Raw genomic sequence first — 17273 nt, 5'->3', positions numbered from 1 at the left:
CCGAGCCTAATCGCCGTTCTCACGCACACCACCGGACACGGCGTATACCCCCGACCCGGCACCGTCCCCGGCGGCGAGCGTCAGCGCGGGCGCTTGCGGGAGAACGCGTCGAGGCGCTCTTGCGGGGTGAGCGCTGCCATCCTCGCGTTCCACTCGGGCGTGAAGAAGTCGGCCGTCTCGGCCTCGACCACCGGGACGACCGCGTGTGTGACCGTGTCGTCATAGACGTGCACCAGATGGAAGGACTGCCCCGCATCCATCCCGTTGACCTCGTCCGCGGGGCGCGCCAGATCCATCGTGTAGCAGGTGGCGGCAGCGACGCTCACGGGCACTCCTGCGAACGTGCCGGAGGTCGAGTGGTGGAGGTGTCCGGCGAGGATGCCGCGCACATCGCTGTCGCGTACCACGCCCGCCAGCCGGTGCTGGTCTCGCAGCTCGAGGATGTCGAAGAACGGAATGTGGCTGGGCAGCGGCGGATGATGCATCGCCAGGAGGGTCCCCAGCGGCGCGGGCGTCGCCAGCACATCGGCGAGCCACGCCAGCTGTGCGTCGTCGATCTCACCGTGGTGCCAGCCCGGCACGGTGGAATCGAGCACGATCAGACGAAGGCCGTCGAGGTCGTGGACGGCGGTGACGGGCTCGTCGCTCGCCGCCGCGTCCAGCAGTTCGGTGCGCAGCGGCGCGCGTTCATCGTGGTTGCCTGCGACCCAGACCAGCGGCGCACCCCACCGCTCGGCGGCGGGCTCCAGCACCTCGCGCAGCGCTCGGTAGGCCTCGGGCTCGCCGAGATCGGTGAGATCTCCCGTGCACACCACCGCGTCGGGGCGGATGCGGGTGCGATCGATTGCGGCCACCGTGCGCCGCAGGTTCGCCAGCGTGTCGTAGCGTCCGCCCAGCGGTACGTTGCCGGCGAGGAAGTGCGTGTCGCTGAGGTGGACGATCGTGCGCCGAGCGGGTGGATGCTGCCCGAACTGCACGGCGGCGGATGCGGCACTCATAGGGCCACCCTACGACCCGACGCCGACGCCGGGATCAGTGACCGATGACGATGAGCAGCAGCCCCGACAGGACGGCCAGTGCGCAGAATCCGAACGCCGCGCACGCGACGGCGAAGGCCAACCGCTTCTGCCCCACCGTCAGCGGCGAGCGCTTGGCCGCCTTCGCCGCGGCCTTCTCCGCCTTGGCGCGCTGCTTGTCGCTCATGACGGTGATCGCATCGGTGAACTCCACCGGCGCCACCACCGGCGCTCGCCCGGCGCGCACCAGCATCCGAAGGCCCAGAGCATAGCTCCCGACGACGGCGACGGCCGCGATGAGGGCGGCGAAGAAGACCTGGACGAAGGCGAACCAATCGATCTGGATGTCCATCAGCGCTGTCCCTTCTCCTGGCGTGCCCGCTCGCGCTCCAGGCGACGCTGGCGGCGCGTGGGCGGCGGGTTGCGCTTGACCTTGACGGCACGCCCGGAGTCGGCGACCTCGCTCATGGCGTTGGCGGCGGTGACCTCGTCACGGCGGGAACGCAGGAAGAGCAGGAGCACGATGATCACGGCCAGGACCGCGTCGATCGCGATGCCCCACGGGCCGAGCCAGGCCACGATGAGAGCCGCCGCCGCGCCGACGATGCCGGCGGCCGGAAGGGTGAGCAGCCATCCGATCGTGATCCGACCGACCGTCCGCCAGCGCACCTTCGCGCCGCGGCGACCGAGCCCGGACCCGATGACCGAGCCGGATGCCACCTGGGTGGTCGACAGGGCGAACCCGAGGGCGCTGGACGCGAGGATCGTGGCGGCGGTCGAGCTCTCCGCCGAGAACCCCTGGGCCGGCTTCACGTCGGTGAGGCCCTTGCCGAGCGTGCGGATGATGCGCCAGCCGCCCATGTACGTGCCGAGGGCGATCGTGAAGGCGCAGGCGAAGATGACCCACAGCTGAGGATCGGCGTGAGCCGAGTCCTGCCAACCGGCCATGATCAGCGCAAGAGTGATCACACCCATCGTCTTCTGCGCGTCGTTGGTGCCGTGGGCGAGGGCGACGAGCGAGGACGAGAAGATCTGCCCCCATCGGAACCCGTCGCGTCCGTCCGGCTTGCCGTCGTAGCGCCGGGTCACGGCGTACGCGAGCTTGGTCGCGGCGAAGGCGATGACACCCGCCGTCACCGGAGCGATCAGTGCCGGGAGGATGACCTTGCTGAGCACGACGCCGAAGTCGATCGCGTAGGCGCCGATGCCCACGAGCGTCGCGCCGATGAGGCCGCCGAACAGCGCGTGCGACGAGCTCGAGGGAAGACCCAGCAGCCACGTGAGCATGTTCCAGGTGATGGCACCGATGAGCCCGGCGAAGATCAGCGGGAGGAAGGCTCCGGGTGAGATCTGGTCCTCGCGCACGATGCCGTGCGAGATGGTCTTGGAGACCTCGGTGGACAGGAAGGCGCCCACGAGGTTGAGACCCGCTGCGAGCAGGACGGCGACCTTCGGCTTCAGGGCACCCGTCGCGATGGGCGTGGCCATCGCGTTGGCGGTGTCGTGGAAGCCGTTGGTGAAGTCGAAGAAGAGCGCGAGTCCGATGATCAGGACGACGATCAGTGCTGCGGTTTCCACCGTTCGCTTTCGGGGAGAGGGAGAAGGAGGGAGAGCCGAGCGAACGGCGGCGCGAACGAACAGTTCACCGTGAAGTCGGCATTCGTTAACCCGACCACACGGAATCCTTACATCGCCCGCCCTCCCGGTCAACTCAGTGCGCCGGGCGTAACCTCCGACTCGCCCGTTCGGTGATCCGGCGCCCACGCTCAGGGCGTCGCGACGGCCTCCCAGGAGGCGGAGCGCGCCGAGGCGCGCACCGCGTCGACGATGTCGGCGGCACGCGCGCCGTCGTCGAACGTCGGAAGACCGTCCGGCGCCTCACCGCGCACCGCGGCGTATGTGTCAGAGACGAACGCGGCGAACGCATCACCCCATCCCTGCGCGTGCCCTGCCGGGAACGCGTTCAACCGGGCCTGTGCCGGCGAGGGTTCCGCCTCGGCGCGCCGCAGGATGCTCGCCCCGTTCGTCGTACCGAACCACACCGTCTCGGGCGTCTCCTGATCGAAGACGGCGCTCGCGGATGTGCCGTCGATCTCGAACCACAGCCGGTTCTTCCGTCCCGCCGACACCTGCGAGACGACGACGCTGGCGGGGACCCCCGACCGGGTGCGCAACGCGACGATCGCCGCGTCCTCGGTCTCGACGGGCGCAGTGGGCCGTTCGGGCGCAGCGATGCTGCCGAAGGCGTGATCGCTGCCGACAGGACGCTCGGGGTGCGCGAGGGCGAACTGCGCGGATGCGGCGTCGAAGCGTTCCCCGCTGACGAACTCGACCAGATCGCACCAGTGCGAGCCGATGTCCGCGAAGGCGCGCGAGCCGCCGCCGAGCGCGGGGTCGACGCGCCAGTTCGCGGTGCGGGCGTCCAGCATCCAGTCCTGCAGATAGGTGCCGTGCATGAGCAGGACTCGCCCCAAGGCGCCTCGGGCCACCCGTGAGCGGATCTCGCGCACGAGCGGGTGGTAACGGTAGACGAAGGGGACGGTGGCGATGACCCCCGCCCGTCGGGCGAGCGCGGCCAGATCGTGCGCCTCGGCCCCGTCGAGCCCCAACGGCTTCTCGCACACGACCGCGACGCCGGCTTCCAGCAGTGCGCGCACGTAGGGCGCATGGGTGGCGTTCGGCGTGCACACGTGGACGACATCCGGGGTGTCGGCCAGGAGATCGTCGAGATCGAGATAGCCCCGACCGCCCCAGCGCTGGGCGGCCTGCACTCCTCGCTCCGGGCGGGAGCCGAGAACGCCGGTCAAGCGCCCCCCGACCGTGCGGACGGCGCGCGCATGGACCTCGGCGATCATCCCGGTCCCGATGATCGCGGCGCGCAGCGCGCTCACGCGGCGAACGTCTGCTCGACCCACGCGCGACTGCGACGGGCGCTCGCGTCCGGGTCGCCGTGCAACTGATCCACCTCGATGACCAGCCAGCCGCCGAAGTCGTCACCGAGCTGCGCCAGCACGCCCGGAATGTCGATGTCACCGCTGCCGGGCTCGAGGAAGAAGGGCTGCGAGGCGACGCGCTCGTACGGGCCGGGGTTCGCCCGGTTCTCGGCGACGAGGGCTGCGGAGTGGTCTTTGATGTGGAGGTCGATGATGCGATCGCGATGACGCGCGACCATCGCGACAGGATCTATGCCCGCCCACGCGAGGTGGCCGAGATCGAACGACGCCCCCAGGACGTCCGGATCGACCTCGGCGAGCACGGTCTCGATCTCCTCCTCGGTCTCGACCCAGGTGCCGACATGGTTGTGCAGCCCGGCACGCACGCCCTCCGCGCGCAGGATGCGGCCCGCCTCGGCGAGCATGTCGGCCTGCCGCAGGAGCCGGTCGCGATCAGCGAGGTATCCGACCGCCGCGCGCTCGGACCAGCGTGGCAGCCGGTAATCGACCATCGGCGCGAGAAAGACCGTGTTCAGACCGAAGAAGAGCGACTCCTCCGCCTTACGACGAACGGGATTGAACCAGCGCGCCCACTCGGCGCTGCCGGGCGCGATGTCCAGTCCCTCGTCCTCCGGCAGCCCGATGGAGGCGTAGCCGGGTGCGACGCGCAGGCCTGCGCGTTCGATCATCGCCGCGTAGCTCTGGAGGGTCTGCGTATCCAGGACCTCCATCATCGTGGCGTCGAATCCGGATGCGGCCACGGCGGCGAGAACGTCGGGGTAGTCCGCGACGAACGACGGCTCTCCGTAGCGCCACCGGCCCGTGCTTCCCGGGACGGTGGGATCGGGCGGCAGGTTGGTCCACTGGATGGGGTTGAGGGCGACCTGTGAGCGTCGGATCGTCATGACGGAACCTTTCGAAGCGGAGCGCACGGACTCACTTGAGACCGGTGGCGGCGATGCCCTGCACGAAGTACTTCTGCAGGAACAGGAACAGGATCAGCACGGGAAGCAGCACCACGACCGCACCCGCGAGTAGCACGCCGAACTCGGTCGTCTGGTTGGCCTGGGCGGCGACGGCGAGCCCGACGGGCAGGGTATACGTGCTCTGAGACTGCGCCATCACCAGAGGCCAGATGAAGGCGTTCCACGAAGCGAGGAAGGTCAACACGCTCACGGTGGCGAGCGCCGGCGCGAGCAGCGGGAGGAAGATCTGGCCGAAGATGCGCAACTCCCCCGCGCCGTCGAGCCGTGCCGCCTCCATGAGGTCCTCTGGGATCGAGTGGGCGAACTGACGGACCACGAACACCGCGATCGGCAGGACGAGCATGGGAAGCGCGATCCCGAACAGCGTGTCGACGAGCCCGAGTTGCACGGCCACCATGAACTGCGGCACGAAGATGGCGACGATCGGCACCATCATCGTCGCCAGCACCAGCGCGAAGACGAACCCGCGACCGCGGAAGTGCAGCTTCGCGAGGGTGTATCCGGCGAGCGAGCTGAACACGAGGTTGCCGGCGACGACGAGCGCCGAGACGATGACACCGTTCAGGAAGTACTGGCCGAACCCGCGGTCGAAGAGGATCCCGAAATTGGCGAGGTTGCCGAAGGACTCCGGGAGCCACGCACCGGGGTTCGCAGTGAACTCCCCCTGCGTCTTGAACGCGCCGAAGTAGACCAGGACGAACGGGATGAGCATCACGACGCACACGACGGTGATGAGCACGTAGAGCAGCGCGCTGCCCAGTCGGGAGGTACGCATCAGTGTTTGGGCCTCAGCATCCGGAACTGCACGACACTCACCACGGCCACCAACACGATCAGCACGAAGGAGCCCGCCATGGAGGCGGCGATGTTCCCGTAACCGAACTGCTGATAGCCCCAAAGGGAGATCGATCTCGTCGAGTCCAAGGGGCCGCCGCCGGTGAGCAGGTAGGGCTCCTCGAAGATGTTCATGTACATGACGGTGATGAGCACCGTCACCAGCAGAGTCGTCGGCCGCAGCAACGGCAGCGTCATGTGCACGATCCGCCGCCACGGGCCCGCGCCGTCGATGGCGGCGGCCTCGTAGACCTCTTCGGGAACGGCCTGGAGTCCGGCGAGGAACAGCACCATCGCGGTCCCGACGTTGCGCCAGACCGTGAGCATGATCACCGAGGTGACGCCCCATGCCGGATCCCCGAGCCAGTTGGGCCCGGCGATGCCGATCGCCGCGAGTGCTTCGTTGACCGGGCCCTCGTAGGTGAGCGCGTACTTCCAGATCACGGATGCGGCGACGATGTTCGCGATGACCGGCAGATAGATGGCCGCACGAAAGACCGGGCGCAGACGCCGGATGCCGCTGCCCAGCAGAATCGCGAGGGCGAGCCCGATGCCGATCGTGAGCGGGACGCCGATCACGACGAAGAGGACCGTGTTGCCGATGGAGCGCAGGAAGTCGGGGTTCGCGAACAGCGCCGTGAAGTTGTCGGCGCCGACGACGTCGACCTGGAGGGGGTCGCGGATGTCTCGCAGCCCGATGTCGGTGAAGCTGAACGCCAGGGCGAACAGGCCCGGAACGACCGTGAACAGCCCGACGACGATGAGTGTCGGCAGCAGGAAGACCCAGGCCACCGGGCTCTGACGCGGGCGCGCTCGGCGGGCCCGCCCGCTCGGCGGGGCGCTCCCCGAGGGGAGACGGCTCGCGCGCGTCTCCCCTCGGGTGAGTGTGGAACTCGTCATGGTCGTCCGACGCTCACTCGACGCCGGTGCCGATCGCGTCGGCCTTGGCCTGTGCGGCGGCGAGCACCTCGGCCGGCGTCGCCTGCCCACGGGCAGCGCGCTCCATCTCGGAACCGAGCATCGCCGAGACCTCCAGCCAGCCGGGAACAGCGGGGACAGCACTCGCCATCGGAATCGCCTCCTTGATGACCGTCAGGAAGGGGTCGTCCGCGATCACGGGCTCGTCCCACGCCGCCTCGACGGCGGGCAGATTGCCGAAGCGCTCGTACCAGGCGACCTGGTTCTCGGGCTGCGACATCCAGCGCACGAGCTTCCACGCCGCGTCCGCGTTCTTGGCGTCCTCGAAGACCGCGAGGCTGCCGCCGCCGATCGCCGAGGTGCTGCCACCGGGACCTGCCGCGTTGAGCGCGACACCCAGGTTCTTGCTCGACCAGCCCTCCCCATTGGCCTCGTCGAGCCACGCCGGGAACCATGGCCCGTTGACGTAAGCGCCGATCTGCCCCGAGGTGAACCACGGCACGGTGTCGAGGAAGGTCGGGCCGTCCGGCGAGGCGTACCCGTCGAGGAAGAGGTTCGTGAACGTCTCGAGCGCCGCAAGGTTCTCCGGAGTGTCGATCGTCCATTCCGTGCGATCGTCCGAGATGAGCGACCCGCCCGCCTGAACGCTGAAGTCGTTGAACTGCTGCGCGGTGTACTCGTTCCACTCCGCCGAGAGGCCGATCGGGAACGTCACTCCCTCTGCCTGCATGGCCTTGGCGAACGCCGGGTAGTCGTCCCACGTCGCGGGCGGCTCGACGCCTGCGGCGTCGGCCAGGTCCTTGCGGTAGTAGAAGGCCTGGGCGTAGGTGTACCAGGGCACGGCGTGTGCAGCGCCGTCGTACTGGGCGGCGTCCCACATGTTGTCGAAGAAGCCGTCGCCGTCGACGAGGCCGTCGGGAACCGGGGCGAAGGCGTCGGTGGCGAGCATGCTCGCCTGCGACTGCGAGAGCAGGAACGTCGCGTCGGGGACGTTGCCGGCCGCGACGGCGGCGGCGACCTTGGTGGCGAACTCCGACTCCGGGATCGAGGTCACGTTGACGGTGACGTCGGGGTTCTCCTTCTCGAAGTCCTCGAAGAAGGCGGGGAGCGCGTCACCCTCCGCGCCGGCCGCCCAGAACTCGATGGTGCCGGTCGCGGCGTCGTCGCCCACGACGGTGTCGGTGGCCGCCTCGGAGTCGCCGGATGCTCGACCGCAGCCGGCGAGGACGACAGCGGCGGTCAGGGCGACCCCGGAAACGAGGAGCGTGCGCCGGAGCGAACGCGAAGGCAGTGCAGACATGGTGGTACGGCCTTTCGGGATGCGGGTGGGTGCGCCCGTGGAGCGGGGAGGGCGCCGGCGGCAGATGCCGAGCCGCGGCCAGGCTATGGTCACGCCGGAAGCCGATCCGGCCGATGTTGACAGAATTAACATCGGCGTCACAGCGGGCAAGAATTCGTTACGAGCGCGAAACTTTATCCACGCATCAGACGTCTTTTGCATCGCAATAGTCGTCTTATACCGATCATCGACATATCTGGAGGATCCGTGGACGCGGACGTACTCATCGTGGGCAGCGGCATCATGGGTGCCGCCGTCGCCGCTGAAGTGGGCAGGCTGCGCCCGGGGACGCGGATCACGATCGTCGAGGCGGGCCCTGCGGGAGAGGGCGAGCCCGCACGCCACCTCCATGACTCCGCCGACGCCGGCACCCGGGACGCGTATCACGCGCACGTCGCGGCCGGCGTGCAGTCCATGTATGTCGGCGCCTCGACGGCGGGATCCTTCGATGCTCGCAGCGCAACGGCGTTCGGGCTCTACGACTTCGCTGCGCTCGGACACGACGCGACCGAGATGCCCGGGGCAGCGAGCGCGTGGAACGTCGGCGGGATGGGATCCCATTGGACCGCCGCGTGTCCCACGCCGTGGGGCCGGGAGATCCCGGCGGCGTTCGCACCCGAGTGGGACGCCGACTATGAGCGAGTGCGCAGCATTCTGCGGATCGGATCCGACCGCTTCGGCCCGACGCCCGCGGGCGCGGCCGTCCTCGACGCGCTCACGCGCGCGTTCGGCGGCGTCAGCGCACCCGGACGCGGACCGCAGATCATGCCCATGGGCGTCTTCCGCACCGACGGAATCGAACGTCGACGCACCGACCCGGGAGTCATCCTCCCGGAACTCGACGGGTCGTCGCAGGCCGTGACACTGCTGTCCGGCACGCTCGCGCGGCGCATCCTGGTCGATGGACAGCGCGCCCGCGGACTCGAGGTCGAGGATCTCACCACCGGCGAGCGCCGTGAACTCCGTGCGGACCACGTCGTCGTCGCCGCGGATGCCCTGCGCAGCCCGCAACTCCTGTTCGCCTCCGGGATACGCCCGCGCGCACTCGGCCGCTATCTCAATGAGCACGCGTTCGTCACCGGAAGGGTGTTCGCGGAACCGCACCATCTCGGCATCGACGAGGTTCCGCCGCTCGGCGACGGAGAATGGATGTCGGACTCGCTCTGGCTGCCGCACAGCGACGACGCGCAGCCTTTCCACTGGCAGATCAGCGTCGGCCCGCTGTTCTCCGAAGATCTCCAGGAGGCCGTGGCGATGGCCGTCGGCATCAGCGTCTATGTGCCCACCGAGGTCAGGGACACATCTCGCATCGAGTTCTCCGAGACGGAGACGGATGCGCTCGGCATGCCCCGCGCCCGTATCCACTACGACTACAGCGAGGCCGACCTGGCTCTCATCGAGCGCGCGACCCGCGAGCAGCGGGTGGCCTTCGAGGCTGTGGCGGGGCCGGATGCCGTCGCCAACACGCTCCTGCTGCCGCCCGGCTCATCCCTGCACTACTCGGGAACGGTGCGTATGAGCGAAACGGATGACGGCACCGGTGTCGTGGACCCCGACGGCGCCGTGTGGGGCACCGAGGGCCTCTTCGTCGCCGGCAACGGCGTTCTGCCGGGGGCGGTCGCCGCCAACATCACGGCGGCCGGCACCGTCACGGCGGTCCGTGCGGCGCGCGCGATCGTGCGCGCGCTCGAGGCCTGAGTCGCTCGTCGCGGCCGGAACCCGCCGCACCCGACTAGCGTGGAACGGTGACCGACTCCGCCATCCCCGCAGCCCCGCATGCCGCTCGCAAGGTCCGCTCGCGTTCGCACCACGGCGACGTCTTCGACGACCCGTACGAATGGCTCCGCGACAAGGACGACGCGAGCGTCGTGGCTCATATCGAGGCCGAGAACGCCTACACGGATGCACGCACCGCGCACCTCGCGGGTCTTCGCGAGCAGATCTTCCAGGCGATCAAGGGACGCACGCTCGAGACCGATCTCTCCGTGCCCACCCGGCGCGGTGCGTGGTGGTACTTCTCGCGCACCGAGGAGGGCAAGCAGTACGGCATCCACTGCCGCGCGCCGCTCGCCTCCCCCGACGACTGGACGCCTCCGGTCCCGGAGAGTGCGCTGCCGGGTGAGCAGGTGCTGCTCGACGGCAATGCGGAGGCGGACGGGGAGGAGTTCTTCTCCCTCGGCACCTTCGAGGTCTCCACCGACGGCCGGCTGCTGTTGTACGGCGTCGACACGTCGGGAGACGAGCGGTACACGCTGCGCGTGCGCGACCTCGAGACGGGCGCGACGCTGCCCGATGTCATCGAGGGCACGTTCGCGGGCGCTTCACTGTCTCCCGACGGGCGCTTCGTCGTCTACTCGACCGTCGACGACGCCTGGCGACCCGACAAGGTCTGGCTCCACGAGCTCGGCACCCCGGTCACCGATGACGCGCTGCTGTTCCACGAGGACGACGACCGCTTCTGGGTCGGCGCCGGCTTCACCCGCAGCGACCGCTTCCTGGTCATCGGGGTCGGCTCCTCCATCACCTCCGAGGAGTGGCTGCTTCCCGCCGACGATCTGCGCGGCGAGCCACGCGTGATCTGGCCGCGCCGAGAGGGCGTGGAGTACGACAGCGACCACGCCGTGGTCGACGGCGAGGACGTGCTCTACATCCTGCACAACGACCAGGCGGTGGACTTCGAGCTCGTGCGAGTGTCCGCATCCGATCCGCAGGGTGGGCGCGAGGTCGTCGTGCCGCACCAGGCAGGACGCCGCCTGCTGGGGTTGTCCGCCTTCCGCGACTGGGGGGTGCTGGCCTACCGCCGCGAGGGGCTGGCGCGACTCGGCATGCTGGACTACGCCGACGGCGCAGTGGCCGAGGTCGAGTTCGACGAGCCGCTCTACTCCGTCGGGACGGCGGGCAACCCCGAGTGGGCTCCTCCCCTCATCCGCCTGGGCTACGGCTCGTTCGTGACGCCCTCGACGGTCTTCGACTATGACCCCGCCACCGGCGAGCGTCTCGTGCGCAAGCAGCAGCCGGTTCTGGGCGGCTACGAGAGCGCCGACTACGCTCAGGCTCGTGTCTGGGCCACCGCGCAGGACGGAACGCAGGTGCCCGTCTCGCTGGTGTGGAAGCGCTCGTTCGGGGATGCGGGGGCTGCGCCTCGACCCGTGCACCTGTACGGCTACGGCTCCTACGAGCACTCCATCGAGCCGGCGTTCTCGGTCGCGCGCCTCTCGGAACTCGACCGCGGGGTGATCTTCGCGGTCGCCCACGTACGCGGCGGCGGCGAGATGGGCCGCGAGTGGTACGAGAACGGGAAGCTGCTGGCCAAGCGCAACACGTTCACCGACTTCGTCGACTGCGCCCTGCACCTGATCGACCACGGCTACACCTCGCCGCAGCTCCTCGTCGCCGAGGGCGGCTCGGCGGGCGGTCTGCTGATGGGCGCCGTCGCGAACCTCGCACCGGAGCTGTTCGCCGGGATCCTCGCCGACGTGCCGTTCGTGGACGCGCTGACGACGATCCTCGACCCCTCGCTCCCGCTGACGGTCATCGAGTGGGATGAGTGGGGAGACCCGCTGCACGACCCCGAGGTGTACGCATACATGAAGACGTACTCGCCCTACGAGAACGTGCGTGAGGGTGTGGCGTATCCCCGCATCCTGGCCGTCACCTCGTTCAACGACACCCGCGTGCTGTACGTGGAGCCCGCGAAGTGGGTGGCACGGCTGCGCGAGGTCGGCGCCGATGCGCTCCTCAAGTGCGAGATGGTCGCCGGCCACGGCGGCGTGAGCGGGCGCTACAACGCCTGGCGCGAGCGCGCGTACGAACAGGCCTGGATGCTGGACGTCCTCGGCCTCGCCTGACCCCGCCGATCCCCGCCGCGGTCGCCGGCCCGGCCCCGTCGCACCCGGATCCGGCAGCCCGCCCCGCCGGCATGTCCCACTTCCCGCAACGCATGTCCCACTTCCCGCAGTTCTCGGCACCGAAAGCTGCGGCAAGTGGGACACGCTGGCTGGGAGGCTCCTCCACAGGCGGAATGAGGGCCGCGAGCGCTGTGCACAGCGCCTGCCCCGCCGTCCGGGCACCGGATGCTCGGAGGTATGGCGCCGGCTGATCCTCTTCCCCCGACCTTCCGCCTCACTTCGCCGTCGCGGACGCGGTGGCGCTCGGGCACTCGCCTCACCGACTTCGTCGGTCGGCTCTGCGGGTCCCCTATCGCGGCGTCCGCTCCGTGGCGGATGCGGCCGCGGGAGACGACATCCGCGGGAGGTGTGATGAGTACGCGCCTCGGCTACGGCCGTGGCAGTTCTTCGGAGGCGAGACCGCGCTCGCCCTCTACGGTGTTCCCGTTCCCGAATGGCCTCACGCCACCGAGATCCATGTCTACGCCCACCGGCCCGCGCGAGAGCCACGCATCGTCGGCGTCAGGGGTCATCGTCTTCAGCTCCGCGAACCGGCGACGCGTGAGCACGCGGGGCACCCGGTCGAGCACCCGGCACGCGCATGGCGCCAAGCCGCCACCGCCTGGGGCGTCGACGACCTCATCTGCGCGGCCGAGTTCCTCGTGTCGGGACCGCATCCGCTCTCGAGCGCGGCCGAGCTGAAGGACGAGATCGACGCGATGGGCGACGTGCGAGGCCGTCTGTCCGCCGCCCTGCGAGATGTGCGCCCCGGCGCCCGCTCGCCACGAGAGACGCGGCTGCGGCTGCTGCTCCAGCGAAGCGGTCTCCCCGAACCCGACATCAACTGGACGCTCTCCGACGCGCACGGTCGGCATGTCGCCGAGCTCGACCTCGCGTACCGGCGTTGGCGTATCGGCGTCGAGTACGACGGGCGTGTGCACGCAGAAGATGCGCGCCAGTTCGCGAAGGACGCCGACCGCTGGGACGCGATCCGCGCCGAGGGCTGGGAGCTCGTGCGCATCCTGAATCACCACATGCGTGGCGACGGCCGAGTGGCGGTGGACAAGGTCCGGCAGGCCCTGGCGCGCGCCGGTTGGCGGCATTGACGCAGCTGATCCGGATATGGGGATGGGGGCCTAGGACGCAGCGTGTCCCAGTTGCCGCAATAGCCCGCGAGGCGTGTCCCACTTGCTGCAAGATCGGAGCACCAAAAGTGCGGCAAGTGGGACATGTCCTGCGGCAAGTGGGACATGCCCTGGCGCGCCTCCCGGAAGGGGGACGAGCGACGGCTCAGCCGAAGAGCGCGGCGGCCTCTTCGTACCGGTACTGGGGAACCGTGTTCAGCTCGCCGAGGGCTTCGGCGAACGGGACGCGCACGATGTCGGTGCCGCGCATGGCGACCATCTGACCCCACGCACCGTCGACGATCGCGTCGGCCGCGTGCAGGCCCAGGCGGGTCGCGAGCACACGGTCGAAGGCGGAGGGAGATCCGCCGCGCTGGATGTGGCCGAGCACCGTCGCACGGGTCTCGATGCCGGTGATGCGCTCGATCTCCGGGGCGAGCACCTCGCTGATGCCGCCGAGGCGCGGGCGGTTGAAGGCGTCGAGGCCCTTGTCGCTGAACGCCTCGTCCATGCCTGTGAGCTTGAAGCCTTCGGAGACGACGACGAGCGGCGCACGTCCGCGGTCGTGCGCGCGGCTGACCTGGTCGACGATCTCGTCGATCGACATCGGGACCTCGGGGATGCAGATCACGTGCGCGCCCGCGGCGATACCCGCGTGCAGCGCGATCCAGCCCACGTGACGGCCCATGACCTCGGCGACCATGCAGCGCTGGTGCGAGTCGCCGGTGGTGCGCAGACGATCCATCGCGTCGGTGGCGATGTTGACGGCCGTGTCGAAACCGAACGAGTAGTCGGTCGCCCGCAGGTCGTTGTCGATCGTCTTCGGCACACCGAGCACGTTGATGCCGTCGTTCGCGAGGCGGTTGGCGGCCGCCAGCGTGCCCTCGCCGCCGATCGCGATGATGCCGTCGATGCGGTGCCCGTACAGGGTCTTCGCGATGTTCTCGGCGCCGCCGCGCGGACCCTCGTAGGGGTTGGTGCGGCTGGTGCCGAGGATCGTGCCGCCCACCTTCGACAGGCCCTTGACCTCGTGCCGCGTCAGCGGGAAGAAGTCGCCGTCGACCACGCCGCGCCATCCGTCGCGGATGCCGACGAACTCGAGGTCGTAGGTCGTGGTGCCCTTGAGCACGACACCGCGGATGACCGCGTTCAGTCCGGGGCAATCGCCGCCGCTGGTGAGAATACCGATCTTCATGCTGGAGTCCCTGCTTTCCGGGTGATGGTGCTCCGGGGAATGGGGCGACGCTGCCTCACCGACACTATCGCCCCGGAGCCCCCGGGCGCACACCCGGGGCCGTGCATATGGATGCGGGTCAGCCGCCGAGCGCGGACCGCGTCAGATGCATGAGCGCGGACAGCTGCACGGAGTCGCTGGAACCGGGCTCGACCGCGTGACCGTCGAGCGCGCGCAGCGACAGGCCCTGCTTGGCGTCGATGAGCTCGGCGATCTTCGTGTCGATCGTGTGCGCGGCGATGATGCGCCACGCCGTGACCGGCTCGTCCTGTCCGATGCGGTGCACGCGGTCGATCGCCTGCGTCTGCTCGGCGGCGGTCCAACTCAGCTCCGCGAGCACCACGTTGGATGCTGCCTGCAGGTTGACGCCGACGCCGGCGGCGGTCAAGGAGCAGACCGCAACAGCGACCTCCGGGTCGGAGTTGAATGCGTCGATGGCCGCCTGGCGAGCGATGGCGGTCTGGTCGCCGCGCAGCGACACGGTCTTCAGGCCGGCCGCGGCGAAGTGCGCCTCGGCCGCATCCATGACGTCGATGTGCTTCGCGAAGAAGACCACCTTGCCGACCGAGCGCTGTAGCTGCACGGTGTAATCCGCCGCGAGCAGCGCCTTGGCCTGGCCGATGCGGCGCACCATGGTGAAGACGTTCTCACTGCCGGATGCGGCGGCCTTCGACTCGTCGAGCTCGTGCTGGGCGACCAGGCGCACGATGTCCTCGTCGATCTCGCCGATCGACAGGCCGCGCTCGCCACGGGCCTCGATGATGCGGCGATACCGCGCCGCCAGACGCTCGCCCAGCTCGCGCTCGGCGTGCCGGATCGAGCGGCCGTATTCGTCGTCCAGCTCGACGGGCAGATCCGCGACGAGCTTGTCGGGAAGATCAGCCGCCACGTCGGTCTTGCGCCGACGGACGATGCCCATGGAGATGACGGCGCTCCGCGCCTGCGGGTAGAACGCCTTGTCGGCGGGCGTGAGCCCCGTCTCATCGAGCTTGGCCATGAGCTCGGGACCGGGCTTCTCGCCGTTGGTCCAGCCCAGGAAGCGCCAGATCGCGTCGAAGTCCTCGACGTCGTTGATCAGGGGCGTACCCGTCAGCGCCAGCATGAGGGGGTTTCGCCGCGCCTCGCGGATGCGGCCGGCCAGGGCCAGCACGTTCCGGGAGCGCTGCGAGGTGAGGTTCTTGATGAAGTGCGCCTCGTCGACCACCATGCCGCCCAGGCCGATCGTGCTGAGCCACGACAGGTGGCGGTCGAGGACCTCGTAGTTGACGATGAAGACATCGGCGAACGCGTCGATGTTCTCGCCGTCGCCCTGGATGACCGTGGCGCGCCGCTGCGGCGTCCACCGGTGCACCTCGCGCGCCCAGTTCATCTTGACGACGTTGGGCACGACGACCAGCAGCGGATACGCGTTCGCGACGGATGCGGCCAGCACCGACTGCGCCGTCTTTCCGAGACCGGGCTCGTCGGCCAGCAGGAAGCTGCGGTGCCCCTCGCGCACGGCCTCGAGGAAGCGCGACTGGTGCGCCATGACCTCGAGCCCCTTGGGCGAGAGACGGTCGAACTCCGGGACGGGAGGCAACTCCATCGAGGCCGCTCCCCCGCCGGCGCCCGTCTCGAACGCCTTGTACAGCGGGCCCATGAGCTCCCAGTCGTCCAGACGACGGCGGGGGGTGCTACCGGTGGAGCGCGGGGTCAGATCCGGCGCGAGGAACGGGTTCGCCATCTGGCGGGCCTCGACCTGCGGCGGCACGACCTGCCGGGATGCGGCGGCGGCGGGAATCATGGCCACGGGCGTCGCCGGCGCGGCATCCGTGATGATCAGCTCGTCGGGCGCGAGCTCCGCCCCGGACTCCAGCAGCCAGTCGCGCCGCATCCGCTTCGCGACCGGCGAGGTCGCCTGGTCGACTTCGAGCAGCTGGATGAGGGATGTGTCGCGGGCGGCGGTCTTGGCGAGGATGGTCGCCACGCCGTCGAGCCGCTTGAGCAGCTCGGCGCGGGACGCGTCCGTGAGAGTCGTGTCGGACTTCACGCGGGCGCGTTCCTCGCGCACCAGGAAGGCGATGACCTGGAACTTGACGCGGTTGGTGGGGCCCAGCTTGCCGCGCTGAGCCTTGGCCTCGACCTCGCGCACCTTGCGCGCGAGGATCGGGATGACGGGGGCCTCGTCGTCGCGCTTGGCGGACGAGGACTTTCTACGGCGTTGCGCCGCCGGTGCCGTGGTCGGCATGCTCCTCCTGAGCGTCGGGTCCGCAACGGACCGTCGACCGGTGTTTCGAGTCTCGCGGGCGGCTCGGTGCCGGCTCGTACGCGAGAGAGTCGACCGGGCCTGACGTGGATGCAGGGATCCGGGCCGACGCTCACAGTTTAGAGCATCGAGCGTGCTTTAGCAGTCTCACCCCCAGAGAGTGGCTGCGATGTCCTCCGTGTACCCGTCTGGCACGCTCGCGCTCCATGAGGTCGCGACCCAGCCGTTGCCGCGGAGGAAGTCCGCTTCATTGCCGTTCGTGCACAGGATGCCGCCGGAGTCGTCAGCGCACACGAAGCCAGCCGCAGCCAACATGTCCTGAATGCGCGGCGCATCGGTCGGATCCACGATCGTCACGCTCGTCGCGAGCGCGGCGCCGGGCGCGGTTCCCCACGTGCAGCGCAAGGTGGGCACGCCCGAGTCGATCAAGCCCCTGAGGGACGCGACCTGGGTCGACGCGATGTCGACGCCGGCGTCGTTCAGCGGTGGCAGCTCGGCACCGAGACGGCTGCGCATCGACGCCGAGTAGATCGCGTCGCACGAGGCCGGCAGCTCGATCTCCTGCGCCTGCGGGCGCGGCGTCGACGAGGGCGAGGCCGACGGCGACGAGCCGGGTGTCGGGGATTCGGAGGGCGCCGTCGACCCGGATGGCGACGTCGTCTCCGTCGGCTCGGGGACGCAGGCAGTCAGCGCCAGGACGACGGCGCACATGCCGAGAGCGACGCCGAATGAACGGGACTTGCGGATCACGACAACC

At 69.6% G+C, this 17273-nt stretch carries 14 protein-coding genes; 3 read left to right on the top strand and 11 right to left on the bottom strand.

What is annotated here, in order from left to right; translation table 11 throughout:
* Positions 1–80: 80 nt before the first annotated feature.
* The 8 genes from AC1VNH_RS16235 to AC1VNH_RS16200 all read right to left on the bottom strand — a co-directional run bounded on the left by AC1VNH_RS16235 (position 81) and on the right by AC1VNH_RS16200 (position 7987).
* Entirely contained in the window at positions 81–998 is a 918-nt protein-coding gene (locus AC1VNH_RS16235; RefSeq protein ID WP_483112590.1) for a phosphodiesterase, read from the bottom strand.
* Positions 999–1032: 34 nt separating this feature from the next.
* Positions 1033–1368: a peptidase gene (locus tag AC1VNH_RS16230; protein ID WP_483112589.1), complete on the bottom strand. Its 336-nt coding sequence runs from the start codon at positions 1366–1368 to the stop codon at positions 1033–1035.
* A complete protein-coding gene (locus tag AC1VNH_RS16225; protein ID WP_243227161.1) occupies positions 1368–2594 on the bottom strand; it encodes an inorganic phosphate transporter in 1227 nt (408 codons plus the stop codon). The genes AC1VNH_RS16230 and AC1VNH_RS16225 overlap by 1 nt, the downstream gene beginning before the upstream one ends.
* A gap of 188 nt (positions 2595–2782) precedes the next feature.
* Positions 2783–3907 carry a Gfo/Idh/MocA family protein gene (locus AC1VNH_RS16220; RefSeq protein WP_483112588.1) on the bottom strand — a complete coding sequence of 375 codons (1125 nt, stop codon included), beginning with the start codon at positions 3905–3907 and terminating at the stop codon, positions 2783–2785.
* Complete coding sequence (locus AC1VNH_RS16215) at positions 3904–4854, bottom strand: sugar phosphate isomerase/epimerase family protein (RefSeq protein ID WP_483112586.1); 951 nt, start codon at positions 4852–4854, stop codon at positions 3904–3906. The genes AC1VNH_RS16220 and AC1VNH_RS16215 overlap by 4 nt, the downstream gene beginning before the upstream one ends.
* 31 nt (positions 4855–4885) lie before the next feature.
* Positions 4886–5710, bottom strand: a complete 825-nt coding sequence (locus tag AC1VNH_RS16210) for a carbohydrate ABC transporter permease (RefSeq protein WP_483112585.1) — start codon at positions 5708–5710, stop codon at positions 4886–4888.
* Positions 5710–6561 carry a carbohydrate ABC transporter permease gene (locus tag AC1VNH_RS16205; RefSeq protein WP_483112584.1) on the bottom strand — a complete coding sequence of 284 codons (852 nt, stop codon included), beginning with the start codon at positions 6559–6561 and terminating at the stop codon, positions 5710–5712. Before AC1VNH_RS16205 ends, AC1VNH_RS16210 begins: the two co-directional genes overlap by 1 nt.
* A 121-nt stretch (positions 6562–6682) precedes the next feature.
* A complete protein-coding gene (locus AC1VNH_RS16200; RefSeq protein WP_483112583.1) occupies positions 6683–7987 on the bottom strand; it encodes an extracellular solute-binding protein in 1305 nt (434 codons plus the stop codon).
* 246 nt (positions 7988–8233) lie between these two features.
* Here AC1VNH_RS16200 and AC1VNH_RS16195 point away from each other — a divergent pair, with 246 nt between their 5' ends.
* The 3 genes from AC1VNH_RS16195 (at position 8234) to AC1VNH_RS16185 (ending at position 13019) form a co-directional block, all read left to right on the top strand.
* The gene (locus AC1VNH_RS16195) at positions 8234–9724 is read left to right on the top strand and encodes a GMC oxidoreductase (RefSeq protein ID WP_483112581.1); all 1491 of its coding nucleotides are present in this window, start codon (positions 8234–8236) and stop codon (positions 9722–9724) included.
* A gap of 47 nt (positions 9725–9771) precedes the next feature.
* A complete protein-coding gene (locus AC1VNH_RS16190) occupies positions 9772–11874 on the top strand; it encodes a S9 family peptidase (protein WP_483112580.1) in 2103 nt (700 codons plus the stop codon).
* A 368-nt stretch (positions 11875–12242) separates the two neighbouring features.
* Positions 12243–13019 carry a DUF559 domain-containing protein gene (locus AC1VNH_RS16185; protein WP_483112579.1) on the top strand — a complete coding sequence of 259 codons (777 nt, stop codon included), beginning with the start codon at positions 12243–12245 and terminating at the stop codon, positions 13017–13019.
* Positions 13020–13203: 184 nt separating this feature from the next.
* On the opposite strand, the gene AC1VNH_RS16180 is transcribed toward AC1VNH_RS16185, so the two are convergent.
* The 3 genes from AC1VNH_RS16180 to AC1VNH_RS16170 all read right to left on the bottom strand — a co-directional run bounded on the left by AC1VNH_RS16180 (position 13204) and on the right by AC1VNH_RS16170 (position 17266).
* Positions 13204–14232 (bottom strand): 6-phosphofructokinase, encoded by a 1029-nt coding sequence (locus AC1VNH_RS16180; RefSeq protein WP_137416521.1) that lies wholly within the window; start codon positions 14230–14232, stop codon positions 13204–13206.
* A 118-nt stretch (positions 14233–14350) separates the two neighbouring features.
* A complete protein-coding gene (locus AC1VNH_RS16175) occupies positions 14351–16498 on the bottom strand; it encodes a DEAD/DEAH box helicase (protein ID WP_483112578.1) in 2148 nt (715 codons plus the stop codon).
* A 165-nt stretch (positions 16499–16663) separates the two neighbouring features.
* A complete protein-coding gene (locus AC1VNH_RS16170; protein ID WP_483112577.1) occupies positions 16664–17266 on the bottom strand; it encodes a hypothetical protein in 603 nt (200 codons plus the stop codon).
* Between the last annotated feature and the right edge of the window lie 7 nt (positions 17267–17273).

This window comes from Microbacterium sp. KU4F (assembly GCF_056868075.1).
Note: the sequence above shows the minus strand (reverse complement) of the source record. Positions and strands in the feature narration are given on the sequence as shown.

Coding starts and splice junctions, on each gene's coding strand:
- AC1VNH_RS16235 (WP_483112590.1), bottom strand. CDS start 998: ATGAGTGCCGCATCCGCCGCCGTGCAGTTCGGGCAGCATCCACCCGCT.
- AC1VNH_RS16230 (WP_483112589.1), bottom strand. CDS start 1,368: ATGGACATCCAGATCGATTGGTTCGCCTTCGTCCAGGTCTTCTTCGCC.
- AC1VNH_RS16215 (WP_483112586.1), bottom strand. CDS start 4,854: ATGACGATCCGACGCTCACAGGTCGCCCTCAACCCCATCCAGTGGACC.
- AC1VNH_RS16210 (WP_483112585.1), bottom strand. CDS start 5,710: ATGCGTACCTCCCGACTGGGCAGCGCGCTGCTCTACGTGCTCATCACC.
- AC1VNH_RS16200 (WP_483112583.1), bottom strand. CDS start 7,987: ATGTCTGCACTGCCTTCGCGTTCGCTCCGGCGCACGCTCCTCGTTTCC.
- AC1VNH_RS16180 (WP_137416521.1), bottom strand. CDS start 14,232: ATGAAGATCGGTATTCTCACCAGCGGCGGCGATTGCCCCGGACTGAAC.
- AC1VNH_RS16175 (WP_483112578.1), bottom strand. CDS start 16,498: ATGCCGACCACGGCACCGGCGGCGCAACGCCGTAGAAAGTCCTCGTCC.